Below are 25,060 nucleotides of genomic sequence, written 5' to 3' on the forward strand. Positions count from 1 at the left end.
ATTATATTATATTTGTGTTAAATATTATAGTATATCCTATTATGTTGTAGCGACGCATATTTATTATTATTACAATAATGTTATGGAAATAATATTGAAATTATAATTTTACTTTTTAAGGGGTGATATATATGAATATTATAATTAAAGAAGTATCCATATCTTCATTTTATGCAACTGTTAAAATGATTACCGAACTAACGAATTTTCATAGAGATTTACATAATTCACCTAAAGAATATTGGCAAAATGATGATCAATCTGAAGAATTATTACATGAATGGCTATTAGATGGTGAAGTTTATAATATAATCTTAGATAATAAGCCTGTTGGATTCTTTTATATTAAGTTTGGAGGTCAAAATGTCGCTTGGCTAGAAGACTTATTTATTATAGAAGAATATAGAGGCAATGGTTTAGGACGAAAAGCTTTAGCAAAATTAGATGAAATAATGATAGAAAAGAAAGTTATTTCTATGTTTGTAGATGTAGTACCTAGAAATACAAGAGCTTTACAATTATATAGTGATTGTGGTTTTGATCACTTAAATTTAATACAACTTAGGAAAAATTATACAGATATTTTGAATAAAGAAGATGAAGTTGAGGTTTTAGGTATTAATTTTAAAAAGTATTAATAAAAAACGGCTGTATAATAATACAGCCGTTTTGCTTATATATTTTAAATCACGTTATTTTAAATACACTCATTTTGATTACTTAATACTAACTCATGATTATTTTTTAATAATTTAATACACATTAATAATGTAACAACTTCAGCAAATACAGTTGTTCCCCATATTCCATTTATTCCAAAGATATATGGTAGTGTACAAATACCTACTAATATAAATACTATACCTCTTGATGTTGCTACTATTATTGAAGATTTTGCGTCGTCTATTGCTGTAAAGTATCCAGATACGAAAATATTTACACCATTAAATAAGAATGTTAATCCATAAATTTTTGCACCATTTGTAGCAAGCTCTAGCACATCTTTACCGTCTTTTAAGAATATTAAAATTAACGATTCACTAAACATACTTAAAATAACAAATATTATTAAACCAATTATAAGATTTACTATTATCGATGCTTTTAATAATTTTTTTAACCTTTTCTCATTTTTTGCACCATAATTATAGCTTATTATAGGTCTTACACCATCAGATATTCCAAATAATATCATATACCCTATTTGTGATATATAGTTTATTATTGAAAATGCTGCTATTCCACCTTCTCCTGCTATTTTCATAAGAGCTGTGTTAAATAAAAACATTGATAATGCTGTAGCCACTGAAGAAATTCCTTCTGATGAACCATTATAAACCATAGGCACTACTGAATTTTTATCAAACTTCCCTTTAAATAAGTTTATAACTTCCTTTTTCTTTAAAAATGGAATAATTTCTATAAAAAATGCAATAGAATATGACATTCCTGTTGCTAGTGCCGCACCTTTGATTCCTAAATTAAGTTCTTTTATAAATATATAATCTAATACTATATTTAGTAGCACTGATATAATCATAGATACTAGTGAAATATTTGGTTTACCTATACTTCTAACAGATAAATCAAATAAAAACATTGTTGATAAAAATACTGTGAAAAAAGATAAGTATCTTATATAAGTAGCTGTACCTGTAAGCAATACCTCATTAGCTCCTAAAAATCTAGCTATTTGTTCACTAAATCCTACTCCAAAAACTAATATTAATATAGAAATACCAACAACTATTATAACTGCAGTCTTAAAAATATCTTGCGCTTTTTTTTTGTTATTTTTACCTAAATTAATTCCAATAATACTTTGTGCACCAACACTTATAATAAGTGAATATGCCATTACTATTTGAACGTATGGTTGTGCTAAGTTTACACTTGCTAATGCATTCCCTCCTACAAGGTTTCCTACAAAAATTCCATCTATTATTCCTTGAATACCTATAAATATCATACCTATAATACTTGGTATTGCAAATTTTATAAATAATTTACTTAGCCTTTCTGTTCCTAAAAAATCTTGTGTCATTATTATCACCTCGAGTAAATTATAAACTTTTGTGTTACACAAAGGTCAATAGGAATTTTATTTAATTTATAGGTATTGAAATTTCCACTAAATAATTGCTTTCTTCCTTATTGTATATATTCCAAATGTATTTAACTGCAATATCTATATCTTCTTTTATAATGCTAATATCTTTGTAAAAATAATTTACTATAGCTTTTATATATTCTTCTATACTATTTAGGCTACCATAAAATTTTACTTCTACAAATTTATTATTATAATCCTTAGACTTACTAATATTTTCAGATAAAAGCTCTAAATTATCTGTTTTATTATCATATATTCCAAAAAATTTAGTATCTTCATATATTTCATTTCTATTGTTTATTTTATATATTTGTAGCCATTCTTCTAAATACATATTTCTTAATGTTGAATCTTTTTGTTTTACCTTATTATTTGCTACATGACCTATTGGAATATATAATATGGTCTTGCTTCTTTCTACTATTTTTAAAGTGTCAAAATCATAATTGTTTTTAAAAGATAATATTTCGTTTAAAATTTGCTTCCTCTCCTTAACGCCTTTCTTAATTTTTTCAAGATGGTGTATTTTTTCTTCTATAACTTTTTCTTGATATTCCATTAAATCTAATTGACCTTGAGCACTATTTTTATCTAAAGATTCCTTTATATCTTTTAGTGGAATCTCCAGATATTTACCTTCTAGTATAAGGTCTAGAATCTCCATCTCTTTCCATGTGTAGTATCTATAGCCATTATTCTCATCTATTATTGGTTTTAAAATTCCTTTTCTATCGTAATGTCTTAATGTTTCTGAAGAAATATTAAAAAACTTACTAGTCTGCCCAACTGACAAATACCATTCCATACTAACCTCCAAATTATATAATCATAAGAGTAATATAATATTATTGCCTATGATTTATTCATTTAATGATTATATACTATAATCTTAATAATTACTAATGATTACCTTATTTTAAATATTTAGATTAATACTACAGTTTAAAGTATATAAGTATATATGACTAGCAATATGTTACTTGCTGACATTATAAAAGCACTTAAATATTTTTAAGTGCTTTAAATAATTTAATCTTATTTGTTTTTGTTATATCCCTTTATAAAAAATATTATTGATGCTAATAAAGATATATATGCCCATAAAATATTATTTCCGTATTTAAACACAGGTACATGTGATTTGAAGCATATTATTGAGTTTACAAGCCATAACAAAGCACCACAATAAAAGCTTGTTCCTTTTTTTAAAGTATCCATAATATCCACCTTTATATATCTTATTATAGATTATTTTAGAATTTACATATTATAAATTAGAATATTTGACTTATATTTTTTCTAATAATAATTTATAGCGTTCTGTGTGTTTTATAAAATCATAAGACTTGTCTTCAATAAGCATACTAATATTTTTTTCTAGATATTCCTTTGAAAACATTGCATTAGTAGTTGTTAGCTTATCAAAAAACTTAATTTTTGATATATCAATTGGTTCTGTTATATTATTTTTATTTTCCACTATCTTTTCTAAATAAGTTAAAGTCATATTTTCATCCTTCATTTTTGCATATATATCAGCAAATATTATATAATTAGTTTGGTGCATTAAATGAGGTAATTCAAATATTTCAGTTATCTTTTTATGTATGTTTGCTAATTCTAGTGCATATTCATAATTTTCTTCACCTCTAGCAGTTTTAGATAAACTTAGTATTATATTTTGTAATTCATTTATTTTACCAAATAAACATTCTTGATCAATCTTTTTAGATTTTTCTTTTTCCCCCATTACATAATATATAGAAGACAACATTATCTTAGGATCTAAAATAGGTTTTTGAATTTTTTCAACATATTCTATAGCTTTCTCATGTTCTTCAACCATCATATACAAACTTCCAAGCATTGCAAGTGATGCTTCTCTAACCTCGATTTCTTCACTTTTTGTACAATCTATCATTAAATCAATAGAAGCTCTAACCATTTTTTCTATATTTTCTTCATTACCAGCATACATAATATATTGCTGTAACATACTTCCTAACCTAAATTTTAGATGTAAGTTAGTTGGATATTGCCTTATGTAATCTCTATAAAAATCCATAGCCTCATCAAATGAAGAATTCATAAACTTATCACAACACTCTTTATAAATATTTATAATCTCCTCTTGAGATAAACTAGCTTCAAACTCCAAAAGACCATCAACACTTGTTCCTAAAAACCTAGCAATAGGAGATAACAAAGTAATATCCGGATAAGCAAGACCATTTTCCCATTTAGAAACAGCCCCAGTAGAAACCCCAACTGCACTAGCAAGACTCTCTTGAGTAATCCCCTTACTCTTTCTTAAATTATATATAACACTACCAATAGGTAATTTCATAGTATTTCCTCCAGTCATTTATATTAATAACTTAATTATACTTACGAAACCCCCATCCCACAATGGAGAGGCAGTTAACTATTCTTCAAAAAATATTTACCACAGGTAAAGTAGCAATTTAACTTAATAATTTATAAAACATAAAATTTTTCAAATATGTAATTATTAATATTTTTACTTTTGGCCTTTATATACCCCCACCCATATAAAATCAAATTTAAAGTTGTATAAACTAAAAAATTTTGCGAGTAATCCAGCGAAGGTGTGAATATATAAGTTCCCTAGCCATTCGCAGACCCGCCCTTGGTCTGCATGGCTAAGAACTTATATATTCACACCGGAGCGCCGATTACTCGCAAAATTTTAGTGCTACAACATATTAAAATTGATTTAATAAATTACTCATTTCGATGGCTGTTACAGCTGCATCATATCCCTTATTTCCAGCCTTAGTTCCAGCTCTTTCTATAGCTTGTTCTATAGAATCAGTAGTTAAAACACCAAATATTACAGGCTTTTTCGATTCTAGTGAAACAGAAGCAACCCCTTTACTAACCTCAGCACATACATAATCAAAGTGAGGAGTTGATCCTTTAATAACTGCTCCTAAACATATTACTGCATCATATTTATCACTACTAGCCATTTTTTGAGCAATTAACGGTATTTCAAATGCTCCTGGTACCCATGCTATTTCTATATCATTTTCCTCTACACCATGTCTTTTAAGTCCATCTAATGCTCCTCCTACCAACTTTGAAACTATAAATTCATTAAATCTTCCTGCTACTATACCTACTTTTAATCCTTGCGCTACTAAATTTCCTTCTATTATTCTCATTTTTCTTCCCTCCAAAATTTATGCTTATTAATTTATTTATAATGCTTAATATTAAGCTTTATTTTTTATATTTTTACTTATATCTAAAGTTTTTCTATACTAACATATGAGCAAGTTTTTCTTGCTTAGTTTTTAAATAAAATTCATTGTATTCATTATGATTCATTTGAATAGGCTCTCTTGAAACTATTTCTATTCCATATTCTTCTAGTCCATCTATTTTTCTAGGATTGTTAGTCATTATTCTAAGCTTTTTAGCACCTAAATCCTTTAATATTTGTGCACCTATATCATAAGTTCTCATATCTTCAGCAAATCCTAACTTAAGATTTGCTTCTACTGTATCGTAACCTTCATCTTGAAGAGCATATGCCTTTAATTTATTGATAAGGCCAATACCTCTTCCCTCTTGTCTCATATAAAGTAATATTCCACAACCTTCTTCTGTTATTTTTTTCATGGCAGCATCATATTGTTGTCCACAATCACATCTTTGAGAACCTAGGGCGTCTCCTGTTAAGCACTCTGAGTGGACTCTTGTAAGAATGCTATCTATTTTACTAATATCTCCCTTTACTAAGGCAACATGATGTTCCCCATTTAATTTGTTTACAAAGCCATACATTGTAAATTCACCATACTTTGTTGGCATTTTAGTTTCTACTACTCTTTCCACTAATTTTTCTTTTTTTCTTCTATACTCTACTAGGTCTGCTATAGTAACAATCCTTAGACCATGTTTCTTTGCAAATTCCATAAGCTGAGGAGTTCTTGCCATTGTTCCATCTTCATTCATTATTTCACATATAACTCCTGCTGGCTTTAATCCTGCAAGTCTTGGTAAATCTACACCTGCTTCTGTATGACCTATTCTTTCTAGAACACCATTTTTCTTAGCTTTTAGTGGGAAAATATGACCTGGTCTTCTAAAATCATCTTCCTTAGCATCTTCTTCTAATACTTTTTTCATTGTTAATGCTCTCTCATAAGCTGATATTCCAGTGTCAGTATTTATATGGTCAACAGATACTGTAAATGCAGTTTCATGGTTATCAGTATTGTTTGCTACCATCTGATGAAAGTTTAACTCTTTAAGTCTTTGTTCCTCTAGTGGCATACATATTAGACCTCTAGCATTAGTTGCCATAAAGTTTACAGCCTCTGGTGTAACTTTTTCTGCTGCCATTAATAAGTCACCTTCATTTTCTCTGTCTGGATCATCAACAACAATAACCATTTTACCTTCTTTAATGTCTTTTATAGCTTCTTCAATAGTATTAAATTCAAACATTTCCCTCTCTCCTTTTTCATTTATATAAATATCTATTTAATTATTTTTTATATTTTTGCCACTTAATCAATTAATTTTTATTACTGCAATTCTTTATACTAAGTTTTTTAGAAAAATCCATTTTCTCTTAAAAATGATTCTGTTATTGAACTTTCCTTTTTATTAGCTTCAGATTTTAGACCTAACAACTTTTCTACATACTTACCTAATACATCACATTCTAAATTCACAGTATCATTAATATTTTTGCTAAGTAGTGTTGTCTCATCTTTTGTATGTGGGATAATTGAAACTTTAAAAATCTCATTATCTACATAAGCAACTGTTAAGCTTATCCCATCAATAGCAATAGAGCCTTTATAAACTATATATCTCAAAATATCTGAAGGCGCTTTAATACTTACCCAAAATGCATTATCTTCTCTTTCTATTGAAACTATTTGACCTGCCCCATCTATATGACCGCTAACTATATGTCCACCTAGTCTTCTTTGTAAATTTAATGCTCTTTCTAAATTAACTTTACTACCTACGCTTAAATATCCCAAATTACTTTTTCTTAAAGTCTCTGCCATTACATCTGCATCAAAGCTATTATTAGATATATTTGTTACTGTAAGACAGACTCCATTTGTACAAATACTATCTCCAAGATTGACATCTTCAAGTATCTTATTTGCTTTTATAGTTAGTTTTGATGATTTTTGACCTCTATTTATTTTTTCAATACTTCCAATTTCTTCAACTATGCCAGTGAACATGTAACTTTCATCTCCTTATCTATATAGCATTCAATAAATATATCCTCACCTATCATCCTTGTATTTAGAGATTTAACCTTATAAGCATCTTTTAAAAATTCTATCCCCATACCTCCAACTGGTGTCTTAGAATTTAACCCTCCTATAATTTTAGGTGCAATATAAAATTGAATTTTATCTACAATATTTGCTTCTAGTGCAGAGTAATTAAGTGTTGCACCACCTTCAAGTAATATACTATCTATATTTAATTTTCCTAGTTTTTCTATTAAATCAACCAAGTCTACTTTTTCATTATTTGTATTGCATATTAATATCTCCACGCCTTTGTTTTTAAGTAAATCTATCTTTTCTTTATTAGCATTATTAGTCGTTGCTATTATTGTTTTTGATATGCTTAAATTAGTAATCACCTTTGACTTAATAGGAATTCTTAAATTAGTATCTACAATTATTCTTATTGGGCTTTTTAAATCGCCTATCCTACAAGTTAACTGTGGGTCATCCTTAATAACTGTTTCTACTCCTACCATTATCCCCATAACTTCTCCTCTTAGCTTATGCACTTCTTTTCTTGATTCTTCACAAGAAATCCACTTTGATTCACCGAAGCTAGTTGCAATCTTTCCATCAAGCGACATTGCACATTTCATTATTACAAAGGGTTTATTTGTTGATATATATTTCATAAATACTTCATTAAGATTAATACATTTTTCTTCTAATACTCCTGTTATCACTTCAATGTTATTTTCTCTTAGTTTTTCAACTCCATTACCACTAACTAATGGGTTAGGATCTAAACTACCTACTACAACCTTTGATATTTTATTTTTTATTATTGAGTCTACACATGGAGGTGTTTTACCATAATGTGAACAAGGCTCTAAAGTAACATACATAGTTGCATTTTCAACACTTTCACTTGCATTTTCTAAAGCGTTAATTTCCGCATGATTCTCTCCATATTTCATATGATATCCTTTACCAATTATCTTATCTTCCTTAACTATTATTGCTCCAACCATAGGATTCGGACTTACTTTTCCTTTTCCACATCTGGCAAGCTCAAGTGCTATTTCCATATATTTTTCATGCATATATTTTCATCTCCCAATTATATTCAAATTAATTAAACAAAATAAAAGCCCTAAGAATTATCTCAGGGCTTTAACTTCTAACTAATAATGTTTTGTATTTTAAAATTCATAATACTCTGATATTTAAAGTTGCATAAACCTTATTTAATATTCCACAGATTATTAGAATTAATAAAAAAAGCTCTGAAATATAAAATATTCCAGAGCTAGATATACAAAACAACACTAAATAAAATTAGTTATTTTTATAATCATCTTCTTTCATCCAGACTTTACTGTCGGCTTCGGAGTTTCACCGAATCATGCCATATTGGCTCGCGGGCTTTACCGCCGGTAGGGAATTTCACCCTGCCCTGAAGACTTATTAAGTTATATTCTCATTGTATTTATTGTAGAATAACTTGTCAACTATTTTTTATTAATTTTGATTTTCTTTACAATTCTCAGAAAGTCCCCACATTCCAAATTTTAGGTTTAAAAATAAATCTTCACCTTTAAACTTTTCATCATCTTTACATCCATTTTGTAGAATTTGTCCAACTACATGATGTGTCCTTGCTAGATTTTCATTAAGAATTATCTCTGTAATTTCTGAGTATTTCATATTCCCATTCTCTCCTAATAACACTATTATTCTTTTCTTAATTAATTCTTTTTCTTTTTTTGAATAAATCATTATTTCATCCCCAACCTTTTATATACATATAATCTTAGACATACTATATATTTAATTAATTAGTAAAACCTTTATAAATATTTTAAAACTAATTAAATAACTAAAACGTCTAATATATGTAATTATATTTTATAAGTATATTATAAGGAGATTAAAAAGATATGTTAATATCAAAGTTAATAAAACCTACGCTAATGATAATAATTTTAAGCATGATATTAGTTGGTTGTTCTTTTGAAAATAGTTCTTCTAAAGAACAACCAGAAGAAATACGCTACGAGATAAAATCTACAATGGATAACACAAAGGATATTTATGTCAAAAAGTTTAATTTAGGCTCAAAAACATTTGAAGAGAGAGGAAAAACTATCCCCTTTGATAAAGAAGGAATAATTGCAATCCCAAAAGATATAAAAAATAATGCGCCTGTTGTATTTGTTTTTCATGGATGTCATAGCGATAAAGAAAATACTGATTTTGAAGATGGCTTTAAATATTTAGTAGAAAATCTAGCTAAAAATGGTTTTATAGGAATTTCTATAGATTCATCAATAAACTATACATTTGAATATGGTGAGCCTGTAGAAAACGAAAGATTAATCACCTTATTTCAAGAGCATTTAAATTCGTTAAAATTAGCAGATGAAGGTAGTAGTATGGACTATGGATATGATTTAAAAGATAAAGTAGATCTAGATAATATTGGATTAATAGGCCATTCAGTGGCAGGTTCTGGAGTCTTTAAAATTACCTCAAACCAAATTGAAAATGGATCAAAATCTATTAAAGGTATTATAGCCGTAACACCTGCTTACAACGCTATTATTAATAATTTTCCCGATGTTAAGTCATCAATCATTGTTTCTGAGTATGATGGAGATGTTATACATGCAGGAGCTGATTTATATGAAGATATATTAAAAAAGGATTCAGAAAGAAAAAAACCTCTAGGTCTTACTTATTTGGAGCTAATCATAATGGATTTAATTCAGTACTAAGTAATAAAGAATTTTCTGCACCTCCAACTACAAATGGTACTTATCCAGATAAAATAAGTCCTGAAAATCAAAGAGATTTTTTATCAAATTATTCTGTTGATTTTATGAAATCAGTATTTAATATAGATGAAAATATAAGCCCTATATTTATTAAAAATAAGGTTACTCCTTCTAAGCTTTATGGATATGAAGTAGTTAATAAAATTTATTACAATGATACAGAAAATATTTTTGATGAAAAAGACTTTAAAAATGTTAATATATCTAAAGTTGAAAGTGAAATAGTTACAGAGTCTTATATCCCTGATAAAGACAATATTGGTGTATTTAGAACTATTGAATATGCAGAGAAATTAAATTTACTAAAATTAGATTGGAAAAATAAAAATAGCAGTGTAGAAGTCCCCTTAAGCACTAAGTACTTATCTGAGTTTTCCCAAATAGGATTAAGCTTTGCATTAAACTCACCTAGTGAATTAAACAGTATTTATAAAGAAGTAGTGTTTGATATATCATTAGTTGATAATAATGGCAAAGAAAGTACTCTTACTATATCCAATAATAATATCTCTTCTCTAAAATATATTGAAGGTGAAGTAGTGATAAATGAATATGTTGATAATATGTATCATAATTATTAGTCAAGGCCCACACCAATAAGTTATACTAATATTCCCTTAGAAATGTTTGATAATATAGATTTAAGTAATATTAAATACCTTAAAATTAATTTTAATAATACAGAGTCAGGCTCATTAATAATAGATAAAGTAATGGCTATTAAGTAAATATCTAGTTATTATTCCCTCTCAAATTAAAAATTGTTACTGATACTGATTTTGTTTTTATAAAACTCCTTATAATAAAAAAAGGATTTGCAAATGCAAATCCTTTTTTTATTATATTAACTAGCTTTATTTAATTCTGATTTATCTTCTTTCTTACTTAAAGCTGCTGATAACATTGTAATTGCAGTATATATAACTACTCCTACAACTAACCACTTCAACCAATAAACAGGCATGTTAGTTACAAATAATAATGCTAATATAGAACCAACTACTCCACCTAAAGTTATTGGCATAGCTATTCTTCTATCATAAGATTCTTCTTTTATGAATTTTGTACTAGCTATAGGTCCAACGAATGCACAAGCACCCATCATTATTGGGAATGCAGCCTTTGGATCCATTCCCAGTAAAGCAACTAATGCCATACATGGAGCATATAATCCTATTCCTGCTGTCATTAATGCACCTAAAACAAAGTTTCCTACTACCCCTATTATTAACTTAGTTCCGCTAAGAGCTAATGCATCTCCACCTGCTGGCATTAATCCAACTTGTCCAAGTGTTAGTAAAATAGCTGTCCCTATTAGAGCTATTCCCATTGTTAATTGTACTTTTTTCTCAGGTAACTTAGATATTACACCTGCACCTATCCAAGATCCAACTACTGCAGCTACAATCATAGCTATAAGAGTTATCATATCTACACTTATTACTGCTAAAGACATAAATGCTTGTGTTATCATTGGTAATGTATGTGCAACGTTTAGTGTTCCAGGTAATAATTTATCTGAAACATTTATTTTTTTAGATAATTTTAAAATTGCTGTTGTTGTAGCGAAAGACCCAACACCTATTGCGTCTAAGAAATCAGTTATAAATCCTATTAATAGTCCTGTTTTAAATAATGAACCGTCAGTTGTTGCTTTATGCTTATTAAAATCTTTTACATATACAGTAGAAAATGCAGCTGTAACTACCGCTAATAAACCTAACATTGCTTTTAACATATTTTACCTCCGTTGTTATATAATTCTTTTACCTCGTTAATTATACTACAAAATCTTTTCACATACTATTATAAAATATCATTTTCCTACGTATTTCTTTCTGCATATTTCGACATTTGCTAAATACTAATTTAAAAACTGTATTTCAAAAGCAACCCACTCATTTTTTGTTGAAATTCCAACATTTTCTTAACATAATTTTAACATTTTTAATATATTCATTTTTTAGAATTCATATAATTTTTAATATATTCATTATAAAAACATATTTTTAAAAGTTATCATTATTCTATTTTTTTCTACATTATTCCCTTATAGTTAATATTCATTTTTAAGATTATTTCGATATTTTTTTAACATAATTTTTATAAAATTATTTATATTTAGAAAATTTAAAAAACCTTTTCCTGTTTTAACTTAATTCTAAGCAAATAAAAATAACCATTACTTCATATGTTCTTAAGTAATGGTTATCTTTTATATCTGGCTACTTTTTTTCCAATCAAATGGCAAAAGTTCCTTAAGTTTTATTATTGTATTTTCATCAATTTTTACTTGTGCTTCAAAATTATCACTATGTAATTGCCTTAAGAATTCTCTACACCTTCCACAAGGAGGCATAATATTCCCTTTTTTACCAACTGCAATTATCTTTATGATATGGCTTTCACCATTAGTTATCATTGATGCAGCAGCTGAGTGTTCCGCACAAAATCCCATTCCACATTCAGTTTCAATATTAACACCTGTATATATATTACCTGAAGCTGTTAATATTGCTGATCCAACACTACCTGATTTAGCAAATTCAGAAAGTTTAATTGGATTTATTACTGAATAAGCTATACCATAAAGTTTATCAAAATCCATTGTATTATCTCCTAACTATATTGATTTTATTAATGTTGATAAAATTATATGCTAGGATTATAATCATAATTCATATTAAAAGTCTTGTAATTGTGATTTTTAAAATCTATTCATATGTTCCAAATACTATTACTTCCTTATCTTCAACCATAACTTTTCCTTTTGAAATAACAGTGTCTATTTCTAAGTCTTTGTCTAAAATCAACATATCAGCATCACTATCTTCACATATAGCTCCTTTTAAAGGATATAATTGAAGTGCTTTTGCTACATTTGAAGTAATATAAGTTAATGCATCTTCTATTTCAAATTTATTTTCTATAACCATTGCTTTAAATTCTTTATGTAAGCTATCTACCGAAGATACACCTATTTTTATTAAGTTCCCTTTTTCATCATATTTTGACCAGCTTCCATATCCATCTGAGCTTATAGTAATATTTTCCATAGGAATATTTTTTTCTTTAGCACTTTTTATAACATTTTTAGGACTAAGTTCATCATATATTCCACAAGTTAAATCTATTATTCCACCCATGTTTGCATATTCAAAAGATTGCTCTAAAAGCTCTTTCTTTCTATTAACATGTGTAGGTCTTATAGTTTTTACAGGTATATCACTTTCTTTTATTACTTCAAATATCGGAGTTAATCCTTTGTCTCCGTCTCCCATATGAACTACAAGTATTCCAGCTTTACCACTTATCATTCCTGCTACTCTTACATCTGATGCAACTCTTTTTAACTCACTATTAGTAATACTTGCTGAACGGTGGTCTGATAAAGCAATTTTAGCTCCTATTATCTCTTCTATAAATACTATATCTCTTTTTACACTATTAGTTAATGTAACTGTTGGGTATTCGTAAGAGCCTGTGTGTACATATACACTTACTCCCTCTTCTTTTAATGCCTTTGCTTTTGCTACTAAATTTTCTACACTTCTTGTAGTTCCATCAGTTCCTAATAATCCTACTACTGTAGTTATACCATTTGATGTAAGCTTTGATAAGGTAATTTCAGGAGCTCTAGTCTTAAAGCTTCCTTCTCCACCTCCACCTGTTATATGTACGTGTTGATCTATAAATCCTGGAGTAAGTATTTTACCTTCTCCATTTATAACTTTTAACTTTGAATGATTTAAATCTATTTTATCTTCTATACTAATTATTTTACCACCACTAATAAGTACATCTTTTCTTCCAAGGTACTTAGGTGAATATAATTCTATATTTTTAATAACTATCATAATATCTCCTTAATTTCCTTTAATTTAATTTGCCTTAGATAATTTTTCATTATTATCTTTATTATCTTTATCATCTAACTTTGCTATTCCAAAGCCTGTTAAAGCTAGTATTATTGCAAATATTATACCTGTATAATTTAGTATTGCCCAAGGTAAGTATTCTAGTGTTGGTACTCCAAGTGTAGAAGCCATATATGCACCTGCTGCTGACCAAGGAATAAGCGGAACTATAACTGTGCCTGAATCTTCAAGAGTTCTTGAAAGGTTCTTTGGATGTAAGTTCTTCTTTGGATATACATTTTTAAATAACTCACCTGGTATAAGTATTGATAAATATGAACTTCCTGTAACAAATGCAACTGTTGCACAAGATACTATAGTTGATATTATTATACCTGCACTAGATTTTACTTTAGACATTAATAAGTCTAATGCTACATCTAACATTCCTGATACACTTACTATTCCAGCAAATCCCATTGCACAGAATATTAATACAGTTGTACTAGTAACTGATGCTACTCCACCTCTGTTTATAAGTTTCATTACTTCTGGTGATGCTTCTCCCATAAACCCAGTCATACCTATATCAAATCCACCTACTAACGCTTGAAATCCATCTACAATACTAAATCCTTGCATAAATACACCTAATATTATTGTTAAAATACTTGTTCCTAACATTGTAGGTATTGTTGGCCATTTTTTTACTGAACCTAATATTACTAATACTATTGGAATTAATAATATTATATTAAAGTTAAACATTGAGTCTAACTGAGTCATCATTGTTGTAACTAATTCTGGTGTTGCCATATTTCCTTCTGTACTTAATCCTACAATAAAATATACTACTAATGATACTATTGCTGCTGGTATTGTAGTGTAAAGCATATGTTTTATATGGTCGTATAAATCACTACCAGCTGCCATTGGTGCTAAGTTTGTAGTATCTGAAAGTGGCGATAATTTATCTCCAAAGAAAGCTCCACCTACTATTGCCCCAGCTGTAGCTGGTAAAGATACTCCTAATCCTCCTGCAATACCCATCATAGCAACACCTATTGTTCCTGCTGAACCCCAAGATGTTCCTGTTACTGTTGAAACTAAAGCTGATGCTAAGAATGCTGTTACTAATAAGAACTTAGGGCTTATTAACTGCACTCCATAATAAATTATCATTGGTACTGTTCCTGCAAACATTAGTGATCCTATTAAGAATCCAACACTCCATAATATTAATGTTGCTGGAAGTGCACTTGCTATCTTATCTATAATTGCATCTTGCATTTCTTTCCATGTATATCCTAAACTCAAAGCTATTATCCCTGCAAAGAAAGCTGATAAAACCATTATTGGCTCAACCTTCATCTTTAAGAATCCATTTCCTATTGTAAGTGCAACAATCATAAATATAATTGGTGCTAATGCTTGTACTACTGTTGGTTTTTTCTTCATTGTGATTCCCCCTTAACTACTCATTTTCCATTTATTTAATATAATTTATATAAGCAATTAGTGTGCCAAGTTTGATTTTTTATATCTTTTTATAAAAATACAGTTATTTGGCAACTTACAATAAGAATTTTCGCAATATTTTTAAAATAAATTCATCAAAATAGGGATAACAGGATAAATTAAATCCCATTAATTCATCCCATTATCCCATTCAGTTATTTATTTTCGATTACTTTTCTACCATCAGGAAGTATTTCTGTACCTTTTATCCCTTTGTTCACTTTGATTAAAGATAATTCTTGCATTTTCACAAGAATAGTTCTTATTTTACCTTCACCCAAATCCAAGTTTTCTTCTTTTGCCATTATAGCTAAGCTTCGTCTTCCAATATTTTCGTATTTATTTATTTTCTCTAATATCCAAATAATGTTGTCATCTATTTCTTTATAACTTAAGCTATTATTTTTATAAACGTTCATATTTTTCATCATATATGATGGTAAATCTTCTATTGTAAGTAGATCTTCATCTTTAATATTAATAAGATACTCTACAACATTTATTAATTCTCTAATGTTACCTTTCCAATTATATTCCTTTAGAAATTTTAAAGTTTCATCATCCATAAAGTCATTTAAATTTACGAATACTTTATTTTTCTTAAGGTAAAATTTAATTAAAGTCTCAATATCGTCTACTCTATCTCTAAGAGGAATGGTACTAATTGGCATAACATTAAGCCTATAAAATAAGTCTTCTCTAAAATTGTTTTTCTCAACTTCCTCTAATAAATTTTTATTTGTAGCAGCTATTACTCTTACATCTATAGGTATACTTTCTGTACCTCCAACAGGTGTAACTTCTCTTTCCTGAAGAACTCTAAGTAGTCTTGACTGAAAATGATAGGGGGCATCTCCTATTTCATCTAAGAATATAGTTCCTTTGTGGGCTCTTTTAAATAAACCTACCTTACCACCTTTTTTAGCTCCAGTAAAAGCTCCATCTTCATATCCGAAAAGCTCACTTTCAAGTAAATTTTCTGATAAAGCTGCAAAGTTAATTGCAACAAATGGATAGTTTGCTCTATCGGATTCATTATGTATCGCCTGTGCTAATATTTCTTTTCCTGTACCACTTTCACCTTCAATTAAAACTGTTGAATTAGTCTTTGCAATTTTTTTAGCAAGCTTTATTGATTTAAGAGTTTTAAAGCTACTTCCTATCATATCTTCAAAAGTATATTTTGCTTGTACCTTTTTTTCTTTTTTCTTCCTTCTAAGTTCATCGTCCATTTTCTCTATATTTTCAGCTGTATCTAAAGCAATAACATAACCAACTATGTTATTATCACTATAAATTGGCTTTCTTGTAATAACTACTTCTTTGTCATTTATAGTAGCTATATCATTATCTAAATCACTGCAAACTTCATATATATTTTTAGAAATTGCATCTTCTTTTTTTATTTTAAGTATATCTTGTGCCTTTTTATTTAGTACAAGTACACAGTCTATTGTATTAGTGTATATTATGCCTTCTTGCGAATTATCAACTATATCTTGAAGAATATTTTTTAATTTATTAGATCCCTTAGCAATATTTATATATCTTTTAGAAATACTAACCATATCTCTAAAATAATAAGCAAATAATGAATCTCCAAATTCATCAATATAATCTAAATTAATTAATACCTCAACAATACTTGTAACATCCATTTCTCTACAACCAATATCTATTATTTCTTTTACACAATTAGGAGCAAACTGAGATTCCCCTGGTGTAATTGCTATGTCTAATTTATCATAATTATCAATTTTGGGAAAATAGGGATGGTAATTAATATGATTAATACCATGATTCTTCAACTGATTTATAGCAACTTTACAAGTATCTTCTTCATCATTTACTAATAAAACATTTAAATCTTTTGGTAGATTTATAAGTCCATAAATAGATTGGTGCTTTATTACTCTCCTTGCTATAATATATTTACTTTTAATCTTATGCTTATTTAAAACTAAATCTTTAACACTACTTCCAGAAAATATTATTAAATCACAATCTAAGTCTTTAATATAATCATCTTCTGTGCAATAAGATATTACTTCTGCCTTTTCTCCTAATATAGATTGGAGTTGCTCTTTCAATGAATTTGCTGTTTTTCTTCCTAATGATATTATTACTACTTTTTTCACCTACTGCCTCCTATAAATGATCTACCACACTAAATACCAGAATGTATTTAAATAATTACTTTATTATAATGCTTCTTTTAGAAACTTTCCTATTACTTCATCACATTCTTTTTTATTGTTCCAATATGTTTCAGTGTGATCGCTATTTTTTCCAATATATATCATAGTACATACATTTTTATCTACACTCTCTTTTCTTACTTTATACATGTCTTCACTCATCTTACAAGGTGTAAAATTATCTCTATCACCATGTATAAATAATATAGGAACCTTTAATCCATATTTTTTTATACTTTCAATAGGAAGTATATCTTCATATTTATATCCAACACGTAATTTATTAAATATACTTGCAATATTTAAAAATGGAAATGAAGGCAAGTTAAATTGCTTCTTTATCTGATATGATAGCTCATCTCTTAGATTTGAATAACCACAATCAGCAATAATAAAGTTTATATTGTCTTCAATTTCTAAAGTTAAAAGTGATGTAGAAGCTCCCATTGATTCTCCATGTAATCCAATAATTGCATTTTTTCCAAATAGTAATTTTACTTCGTTTATCACTGTTTTTAGGTCTTCTTTTTCTAAGTATCCCATTGTAGTTGTATCTCCACCACTGTTTCCACTATTTCTATGGTCATACATTACTATATTAAAATCTCTATTTCTAAATATTTCAAAGTATTTTACACTTCCTATTTTGTTGTACTCAAATCCATGAACAAATATTACTACCTTTTCTTTGTCTTTAATAATATTTTCTCTATTTATACCTTCTCTATATATAATAGTTGTATCTAAATCATATCCATTAGTTGATTTTATAGTTATATCTTCTTTAATTAATTTATTGTACTCATTTTTATTAATCCTACCTGCTTTATTTTCTATATGCATAGATTTATCTAAACAAACTCTCTTAGGATGAAGTACTTTGTTTGATAAATAATAAGAAGATATAAATATTAATACTATTACTATAGTCACCACAATTAATAAAATTTTTAGCCACATACTTCTTCCACCTACTTTCATTTATAGAGATTTTACCATATATGTATCATTGCTTTCTATTATTAGGACTATTTTCATTCATTTTTTATTTAATTTGTATAATATAATAACATTTTACATAATACTTTTAGTATAATAAGTTAAAGGAGGTGTTATCAATGGAGCTTGTATTAGATATTGGTACACTTTTATTAGACTTTGTTTTAACTTTCTTTTCTGGAGATGAATGGAAGCAAATTCGTAAATTCATAGAGAAAAGAAAAAAATAGTTTTTTATATTTATTCTTAATAATAGAGAAAGAGTAGATATATTCTACTCTTTCTCTATTATTACTATAGGAACTTAATGCTTATATTCTATGCTAATTTATTATTTTCGTTAAATTAACAATTTTTTGATATGTTATTAGCTATCATAAACCATGCTATTAATTTAAATAACATCACTACTGCTAACATAATTGTTATGTTTGTATATCCTAATAATGTTGTAATAAATATCACTAAACACTCCACATATATAAACAATGAATATACTTTAGAATTTGTTTTTTCTCTTATATAAATATTTCTTTCATCCTTTTCATTTGTTTCTATTTCTTCAATCTTTGCTGGATTTTTTAAAGAAATGCTACTTACTATTACACCACCTAATCCTGCACCTATTAGACCCCATGACATTCCAAAAATTATATTACTAACTTTCCCTACCTCAAAATCAGATAAATATAAGAACACTAATAGTCCTAACCCTAATATTAATGTTATTCCATACCCAATAATGTTTTTCTTTACACTTTTCATACTTACTCCTCCTCAAATATAAATACTTCTTCAATAATACATCCAAAAATCTTAGCTATTTTGTAAGCTAAGTGTATTGATGGATTATACTTACCATTTTCTAGAGATATTATCGTTTGTCTAGAAACTTCACACATCTTACCTAGCTCTTCTTGAGTAATTTTTTTTTGCTTTCTTAGTTCTTGTATCCTATTTTTCATTTTCTAACCTCTCTTTATGTAAACTTAACTTTACATTTTAAGTATAGTTTCCTTTACATTTTATGTCAAGTATGTTTTACATTTTATTTTCATACTATTTATTTTAATCGCTCGTATAACTTTTTTAATTTTTTAAATTATTTGACTTTTTTCTATATATATTATAGAATCGTTAATTATACATTTTTAGCTATTTATTAGAATGAGCGAAATTAAAAATATATATTTTTATTATCTATAGGAGGTGTTATTTAATGAAAAAATTATTATTTATTACAGATTTATACTACGAGGCCAAAGGAAGACTTTATTATGAAGAAGATTTGTTTTTAACCTCAAAACTAAGAGAAGATTTCAACTTAGTTCTTTGCCATCCCGAAGATGTGGAGGCTTTTGAAAAGGAATCTGATTTAATAGTATTTAGAAATGCAGGACCAGTTGCAAACTTTAAAGATAAGTATGAGGCCTTCCGTAAAAGAATAGTCTGTAATAATCTTAATACATATAATTCTTTTAATGGTAAAGCTGATATGAATGGAAAAGAATATTTAATAGAATTAACTAATAGCGGCTATCCGGTTATACCTACTATTGATACATTAAATTCTTTTGATAAACTTCCAGAGGTTAGTACTTATGTTATAAAACCAAAAGATGGAGCAGATTCAATTGGAATGGAGTTTTTAACAAAAGAAGAAATCTTTGATAAGGTGGATACTTCTAACAGAGACACATTAATTCAACCTTTAATCAATTTTGAATATGAAGTTTCTTTCTATTTTATTGATAAAGAATTCCAATATGCACTTTATGCACCAGATAAAGACAGAAGATGGGAGCTTAAAGAGTACTCTCCTACAAAAGAAGATTTAGAATTTGCCCAGAAGTTTATAGATTGGAACAATCTTAACTGTGGAATTCAAAGGGTAGATGCATGTAGAGGTGAAAATAAAGAACTTTTACTTGTAGAATTAGAAGATTTGAATCCTTATCTTTCTCTTTTAGAATTAAAAGAAGAAACTCGTGATAAGTTTATAAATAATCTAAAAGAATCATTAAAGAAAGCTCTTTAAGAAGGATTATAGGATTTTATATAGTTAAAGATTATTTATAAAACTACAATGAAATATATTTAATATTATTAAATATATTTTGTAAGCAAAATAGCTAGAGTAAAATATTTACCTAGCTATTTTTTATTATTTAGAAAGTATAGTATTTTAAAAATTTTTAATTATAAATTTTCTTTTACTATTTTTATTACATTTTCTGGCGTTAATCCATGCTTTTCTAATAATTCTTTTGGTGTTCCTGATTCTCCGAAAACATCATTTATCCCTAACTTAACAACTTTAGTTGGATTAGTTTCTGAAGTTACAGATGCTACTACTTGCCCCAATCCACCTATGATTGAATGTTCTTCACAAGTTAAGATAAACTTAGTTTCTTTAGCTGCCTTTGCTATTATTTCTCTATCAATAGGCTTTATAGTAGGCATATGAATTAGCCTAACATTTATCCCTTCATCTTTAAGAGTATTACAAGCTTCCTTTGCTATTGCACTCATTAAACCTGTAGCTATTATTGTTGCATCTTCACCTTCACATAATATTACACCTTTGCCATACTCAAACTTATAACTATCATCAAATATATCCTCAGCATTAAGTCTTCCAAGTCTTATATATACCGGTCCTTTGTAATCAGCGGCAAACTTTATTATTTCATTTGTTTCTTTAGCATCCGCAGGCACTAGCACTGTCATATTCGGAAGTGAGTTCATTATTGCTATATCTTCTATTGATTGATGCGATCCTCCATCTTCTCCTACAGTTATTCCTGCATGTGTAGCTGCTATTTTAACATTTGATTTTGGATAGCAAATTGAGTTTCTAATTATTTCAAAAGCTCTTCCTGTTGCAAACACTGCAAAAGTACTAGCAAAAGGAACTTTTCCGTATCTTGATAAACCAGCACTTATTCCTAATAAGTTTTGCTCTGCTATACCTACATTTATAAATCTTTCTGGATATGTCTTGGCAAAGTCAGCAGTTTTTGTAGATTTTGATAAATCTGCATCAAGTACTACTATATCTTGATTTTCTGCTCCTAACTCTACTAATGCTTTTCCATAGGCTTCACGTGTTGCTAATCCCATTATAACCACCCCTTTTTAACTTCATCTAATTCATTTATAGCAGTATCCCTTTGCTTAGCATCTGGTGCATTACCATGCCATCCTGCATTATGCTCCATAAATGATACTCCTTTACCTTTTACTGTCTCCGCTATTATAACAGTTGGCTTATTTTCTATATCTCTAGCATGATTTAATGCATGTTCAATTTGTTCAAAATCATGTCCGTCTATTGTAATTACATTCCATCCAAAGCCTTCAAATTTCTTATCTAAAGGTTTTATATTCATAACATCTTCATTTTTTCCATCTATTTGTAAAGTATTATAATCAACTATTGCTACTAAATTATCTAATTTATAGTGAGCAGCACTCATTACAGCTTCCCATACTAAACCTTCTTGTAGCTCTCCATCTCCAAGTAGTGTGTATACTCTAGAACTTCCATTGTCTATTTTAGCCCCTAATGCAAGTCCTACAGCATTTGATATTCCTTGTCCCAGGGAACCTGTTGATATATCTATAGCTTTTATTTTTTTGCTATCAAGGTGACCTTGAAGCTTAGAGCCTAACTTTCTTAAAGTCTTAAGCTCATCCTCAGGTATAAATCCTTTTTCACTTAAGGTAGCATACAATACTGGGGCCGCATGTCCTTTACTTAATACAAAAAAGTCTCTATCCTTACTGTCTAGATTATTTTCATTGATATTCATTTCTTTAAAATAAAGATATGTAAGAATCTCAACACCAGATAAAGATCCTCCAGGATGCCCAGACTTAGACTCATGAATCATCTCTATAATATTTTTTCTAATATTTATTGCATGAACTTGTAATTGATTATACATTTTGCTTCCCTTCTTTCTTATTTATATAAAATTACTAACTTTATTAGCATTTACTATCTACCTTTTTATTCTTCTATAAAATCAATATTTTTAATCTTATTTTTTGAGTTTAATTATTTTTTATTTAACATTTATCCTAAGAATTATTATCACTTAATCTGTTACTTAATATATGGTTAACCTTTATTATTAGCTTTATCCTTTTAATTTTCATTTTTATTATCGAAATAGTAGACATTTTTATGTTTTTTGTCATATATAATAGTATCTTTAATTTTGAGGTGATTAATTATTAACAATATAACCGTTTTTTTTGATTATAATTGTCCATTCTGTTATATTAGTTTTAATATTATTGAGGAACTTAAAAAGAATTTTGATATAAATTGCATATATAAACCTTGTGAATTATATCCTTATATTGAGCCTGGAGGTATGTTAAAGGAAGAACTAATGGATGGATATGATATTGAGAATATATATAAAAAACTTAGAATTTTGGGAAGTAGAAATAATATAGACTTCGGAAACTTAGATAAGAAGTACAACTCTCATATGTCTTTACTATTAGCTGAATATGCTCAAACTCATAATAAAATAACTGACTTTTGTAAAATCATTTTTGAGGAGTATTATTTTAATGATAAAGATATTTCAGATGAAAAAATGCTTAAAGAAGCTTTTGAGAAAATAAATTTAGATTTTGATGAAGCAATGGAAGAAATAAGAAATGGCAATTTAGAAAAAAAATTAATTGAAAACCAAAAACTTAAAGAGCAACTAAATATCGAGATTTTTCCAACTTATATAATAAATGATGACAATTACTTAAGTGGTATACTAACTAAAAGAACCTTCTTAAAAACCTTTGAATCATTAAATTAAAAAGGTGTGTAAATACACACCTTTTTAGCTATTCATAAAATTAACTTGAGCTTCTTCTACCCTTTTTAAATCACTAATAAAATCTTTTGCTTGATTATAGTCTATATAAAGTAAACATGAAATATCATCAATTTTTTCACTTATTCTTGTTGCTACTCTAACGTGGTCTTCTAACTCACTTATATCAAATTTATATATTAAATCTAAATGTGCCTTTTCTCCGTTGATTAATACATTGATATCATTTTCTAATGTCTCTATTTCTACATCTCTTTTAGTATCGCTCTTAGATATATTACCAAACTTAGTATATTTATATGAGTGTCCTTTATAGTCAAATCTATTACTTTCTTTCATTTGATTTAATATGTATTCTCCATCTTCTACCTCTTTAACAAATTCTTCTTCTTCATAAAAATAATATTTTGAAAAATAATCTAATCTATATTTACTCATGACTTTCCTCCTCAGTGGTTGATATAGTTATTATTTGCATATATTATTTTTTTATTTAAATCTCTTTACTTATTAGACAATAAAGCTTACTGTGAAATACTTGCATGGTGTATTGTTCTTATCATATCAATAATCATAGTGGGATATTCTCTTAATAAATAATTAATCCTAACTTTAATATGTGTGTTAGATGCTAATCCTTCATTATCAATATTTAAAATGTTAGTAATAGTTTTAGCTCTAAACAAGTGAAAATCATTAGTTACTATTAAAACTTTTTTATCTTCATCATTTCTTTCTAAAAGTATTTCTTTAATAAATTTTATATTTTCTAATGTAGTTGTAGCCTTATCTTCTTTAATTATTTGTTCGCTATCTACACCATTTTCTATTAAATAATTATACATAGCCTCTGCTTCAGATATAATTTCATCTTCTCCTTGCCCTCCAGATACTATAAATATTGAATTTTTATTAAGATTGTAATATTCTAAAGCTTTGTCTAACCTAGATTTCAATACTTTGCCTACTTTATTTCCATCAAGACCTGCTCCAAGAACTACAATATAATCTAATTTCTCTATATCTTTAGGTTCTTTACTATTTACCATATCTATAACAATTATTGATTGTATAATCAAAAATGATGCAATAAATAATATTACCAAAATGTTAATAACTTTAGAAAATACTTTTATAAAGTTATTGTTTTTATTTTTAGCAATTCTATTAATAACTACACTGATATATATTATTAATAATGTACTAATAATAAACAAAGCTCCAAAATTTATTCCATTAAATAGTACTAAAAAAGCGCTAAATAATATAATGCCTAATATCTCATAAATACTTTTCATCATATATACTCTCCTAATTTGCTTCCTACATATTTTATTTATCTATTTATTATACACTTCAATCACTTTTATTGTTATCTTAAAATGTATATGATACATATTGTATTATTTATAAAAATGTTATTTTGTATGGCTTTGCATAAGAACTTA

At 27.5% G+C, this 25,060-nt stretch carries 26 protein-coding genes and 1 riboswitch; of the genes, 5 read left to right on the top strand and 21 right to left on the bottom strand.

Annotation, left to right across the window (positions count from 1 at the left end; all coding sequences use genetic code 11):
• The first annotated feature begins 131 nt into the window (after positions 1-131).
• Positions 132-638, top strand: coding sequence for a GNAT family N-acetyltransferase (locus ACI48P_RS00295; protein ID WP_475212318.1), 507 nt, complete (start codon positions 132-134; stop codon positions 636-638).
• A 59-nt stretch (positions 639-697) separates the two neighbouring features.
• Here ACI48P_RS00295 and ACI48P_RS00300 read toward each other — a convergent pair whose 3' ends face one another.
• The 9 genes from ACI48P_RS00300 to ACI48P_RS00340 form a co-directional block, all read right to left on the bottom strand.
• Positions 698-2,044, bottom strand: a complete 1,347-nt coding sequence (locus tag ACI48P_RS00300) for an MATE family efflux transporter (RefSeq protein ID WP_475212320.1) — start codon at positions 2,042-2,044, stop codon at positions 698-700.
• A 61-nt stretch (positions 2,045-2,105) separates the two neighbouring features.
• Positions 2,106-2,918, bottom strand: coding sequence for a MerR family DNA-binding transcriptional regulator (locus ACI48P_RS00305; protein WP_475212322.1), 813 nt, complete (start codon positions 2,916-2,918; stop codon positions 2,106-2,108).
• 230 nt (positions 2,919-3,148) lie between these two features.
• On the bottom strand, positions 3,149-3,331 hold the full coding sequence (locus ACI48P_RS00310; RefSeq protein WP_475212324.1) for a hypothetical protein: 183 nt from the start codon (positions 3,329-3,331) through the stop codon (positions 3,149-3,151).
• A 70-nt stretch (positions 3,332-3,401) separates the two neighbouring features.
• On the bottom strand, positions 3,402-4,460 hold the full coding sequence (locus ACI48P_RS00315) for a helix-turn-helix domain-containing protein (RefSeq protein WP_475212326.1): 1,059 nt from the start codon (positions 4,458-4,460) through the stop codon (positions 3,402-3,404).
• 379 nt (positions 4,461-4,839) lie between these two features.
• Positions 4,840-5,301 (bottom strand): 6,7-dimethyl-8-ribityllumazine synthase, encoded by a 462-nt coding sequence (gene ribH / locus ACI48P_RS00320; protein ID WP_475212328.1) that lies wholly within the window; start codon positions 5,299-5,301, stop codon positions 4,840-4,842.
• Positions 5,302-5,395: 94 nt separating this feature from the next.
• Complete coding sequence (locus ACI48P_RS00325; RefSeq protein WP_475212330.1) at positions 5,396-6,592, bottom strand: bifunctional 3,4-dihydroxy-2-butanone-4-phosphate synthase/GTP cyclohydrolase II; 1,197 nt, start codon at positions 6,590-6,592, stop codon at positions 5,396-5,398.
• Between the two features lie 107 nt (positions 6,593-6,699).
• The gene (locus tag ACI48P_RS00330) at positions 6,700-7,353 is read right to left on the bottom strand and encodes a riboflavin synthase (protein ID WP_475212332.1); all 654 of its coding nucleotides are present in this window, start codon (positions 7,351-7,353) and stop codon (positions 6,700-6,702) included.
• Complete coding sequence (gene ribD, locus ACI48P_RS00335; protein ID WP_475212334.1) at positions 7,338-8,453, bottom strand: bifunctional diaminohydroxyphosphoribosylaminopyrimidine deaminase/5-amino-6-(5-phosphoribosylamino)uracil reductase RibD; 1,116 nt, start codon at positions 8,451-8,453, stop codon at positions 7,338-7,340. The genes ACI48P_RS00330 and ribD overlap by 16 nt, the downstream gene beginning before the upstream one ends.
• 249 nt (positions 8,454-8,702) lie before the next feature.
• A riboswitch (FMN riboswitch) is annotated at positions 8,703-8,818 on the bottom strand.
• Positions 8,819-8,871: 53 nt separating this feature from the next.
• Positions 8,872-9,129, bottom strand: coding sequence for a hypothetical protein (locus ACI48P_RS00340; protein ID WP_475212336.1), 258 nt, complete (start codon positions 9,127-9,129; stop codon positions 8,872-8,874).
• 161 nt (positions 9,130-9,290) lie between these two features.
• On the opposite strand from ACI48P_RS00340, the gene ACI48P_RS00345 reads away from it, so the two are divergent.
• Both ACI48P_RS00345 and ACI48P_RS00350 read left to right on the top strand, forming a co-directional pair.
• Positions 9,291-10,127: an alpha/beta hydrolase gene (locus ACI48P_RS00345; RefSeq protein WP_475212337.1), complete on the top strand. Its 837-nt coding sequence runs from the start codon at positions 9,291-9,293 to the stop codon at positions 10,125-10,127.
• Between the two features lie 104 nt (positions 10,128-10,231).
• Positions 10,232-10,768 (top strand): hypothetical protein, encoded by a 537-nt coding sequence (locus ACI48P_RS00350; protein ID WP_475212339.1) that lies wholly within the window; start codon positions 10,232-10,234, stop codon positions 10,766-10,768.
• A 263-nt stretch (positions 10,769-11,031) separates the two neighbouring features.
• On the opposite strand, the gene ACI48P_RS00355 is transcribed toward ACI48P_RS00350, so the two are convergent.
• From ACI48P_RS00355 to ACI48P_RS00390, 8 genes are all read right to left on the bottom strand, one after another.
• Positions 11,032-11,925 (bottom strand): TSUP family transporter, encoded by an 894-nt coding sequence (locus ACI48P_RS00355; protein ID WP_475212341.1) that lies wholly within the window; start codon positions 11,923-11,925, stop codon positions 11,032-11,034.
• Positions 11,926-12,402: 477 nt separating this feature from the next.
• Positions 12,403-12,795, bottom strand: a complete 393-nt coding sequence (locus ACI48P_RS00360) for a cytidine deaminase family protein (RefSeq protein WP_475212343.1) — start codon at positions 12,793-12,795, stop codon at positions 12,403-12,405.
• A gap of 106 nt (positions 12,796-12,901) precedes the next feature.
• A complete protein-coding gene (gene iadA / locus ACI48P_RS00365) occupies positions 12,902-14,044 on the bottom strand; it encodes a beta-aspartyl-peptidase (RefSeq protein WP_475212345.1) in 1,143 nt (380 codons plus the stop codon).
• Between the two features lie 24 nt (positions 14,045-14,068).
• On the bottom strand, positions 14,069-15,502 hold the full coding sequence (gene nhaC, locus ACI48P_RS00370) for a Na+/H+ antiporter NhaC (RefSeq protein ID WP_475212347.1): 1,434 nt from the start codon (positions 15,500-15,502) through the stop codon (positions 14,069-14,071).
• 215 nt (positions 15,503-15,717) lie between these two features.
• Positions 15,718-17,700: a sigma-54 interaction domain-containing protein gene (locus ACI48P_RS00375; protein WP_475212349.1), complete on the bottom strand. Its 1,983-nt coding sequence runs from the start codon at positions 17,698-17,700 to the stop codon at positions 15,718-15,720.
• Between the two features lie 63 nt (positions 17,701-17,763).
• Complete coding sequence (locus ACI48P_RS00380) at positions 17,764-18,720, bottom strand: alpha/beta hydrolase (protein WP_475212351.1); 957 nt, start codon at positions 18,718-18,720, stop codon at positions 17,764-17,766.
• A 384-nt stretch (positions 18,721-19,104) separates the two neighbouring features.
• The gene (locus tag ACI48P_RS00385; protein WP_475212353.1) at positions 19,105-19,524 is read right to left on the bottom strand and encodes a hypothetical protein; all 420 of its coding nucleotides are present in this window, start codon (positions 19,522-19,524) and stop codon (positions 19,105-19,107) included.
• Positions 19,525-19,526: 2 nt separating this feature from the next.
• Positions 19,527-19,724, bottom strand: a complete 198-nt coding sequence (locus ACI48P_RS00390; RefSeq protein WP_475212355.1) for a helix-turn-helix transcriptional regulator — start codon at positions 19,722-19,724, stop codon at positions 19,527-19,529.
• Positions 19,725-19,978: 254 nt separating this feature from the next.
• Between ACI48P_RS00390 and ACI48P_RS00395 the strand changes: the two genes are divergently transcribed.
• The gene (locus ACI48P_RS00395) at positions 19,979-20,797 is read left to right on the top strand and encodes an ATP-grasp domain-containing protein (RefSeq protein ID WP_475212357.1); all 819 of its coding nucleotides are present in this window, start codon (positions 19,979-19,981) and stop codon (positions 20,795-20,797) included.
• A gap of 161 nt (positions 20,798-20,958) precedes the next feature.
• Here ACI48P_RS00395 and ACI48P_RS00400 read toward each other — a convergent pair whose 3' ends face one another.
• Together ACI48P_RS00400 and ACI48P_RS00405 are read right to left on the bottom strand one after the other, a co-directional pair.
• Positions 20,959-21,885 (bottom strand): transketolase family protein, encoded by a 927-nt coding sequence (locus ACI48P_RS00400; RefSeq protein WP_475214102.1) that lies wholly within the window; start codon positions 21,883-21,885, stop codon positions 20,959-20,961.
• Positions 21,882-22,709, bottom strand: a complete 828-nt coding sequence (locus ACI48P_RS00405; protein WP_475212359.1) for a transketolase — start codon at positions 22,707-22,709, stop codon at positions 21,882-21,884. Before ACI48P_RS00405 ends, ACI48P_RS00400 begins: the two co-directional genes overlap by 4 nt.
• Positions 22,710-23,009: 300 nt before the next feature.
• On the opposite strand from ACI48P_RS00405, the gene ACI48P_RS00410 reads away from it, so the two are divergent.
• Positions 23,010-23,594 carry a DsbA family oxidoreductase gene (locus ACI48P_RS00410; protein WP_475214104.1) on the top strand — a complete coding sequence of 195 codons (585 nt, stop codon included), beginning with the start codon at positions 23,010-23,012 and terminating at the stop codon, positions 23,592-23,594.
• Positions 23,595-23,618: 24 nt separating this feature from the next.
• Here ACI48P_RS00410 and ACI48P_RS00415 read toward each other — a convergent pair whose 3' ends face one another.
• Together ACI48P_RS00415 and ACI48P_RS00420 are read right to left on the bottom strand one after the other, a co-directional pair.
• Complete coding sequence (locus ACI48P_RS00415; protein WP_475212360.1) at positions 23,619-24,050, bottom strand: hypothetical protein; 432 nt, start codon at positions 24,048-24,050, stop codon at positions 23,619-23,621.
• An 86-nt stretch (positions 24,051-24,136) separates the two neighbouring features.
• Positions 24,137-24,913, bottom strand: coding sequence for a YdcF family protein (locus tag ACI48P_RS00420; RefSeq protein WP_475212362.1), 777 nt, complete (start codon positions 24,911-24,913; stop codon positions 24,137-24,139).
• Positions 24,914-25,060: the final 147 nt, after the last annotated feature.

The sequence above is a fragment of the Romboutsia sp. LXY-2 genome, assembly GCF_056171995.1.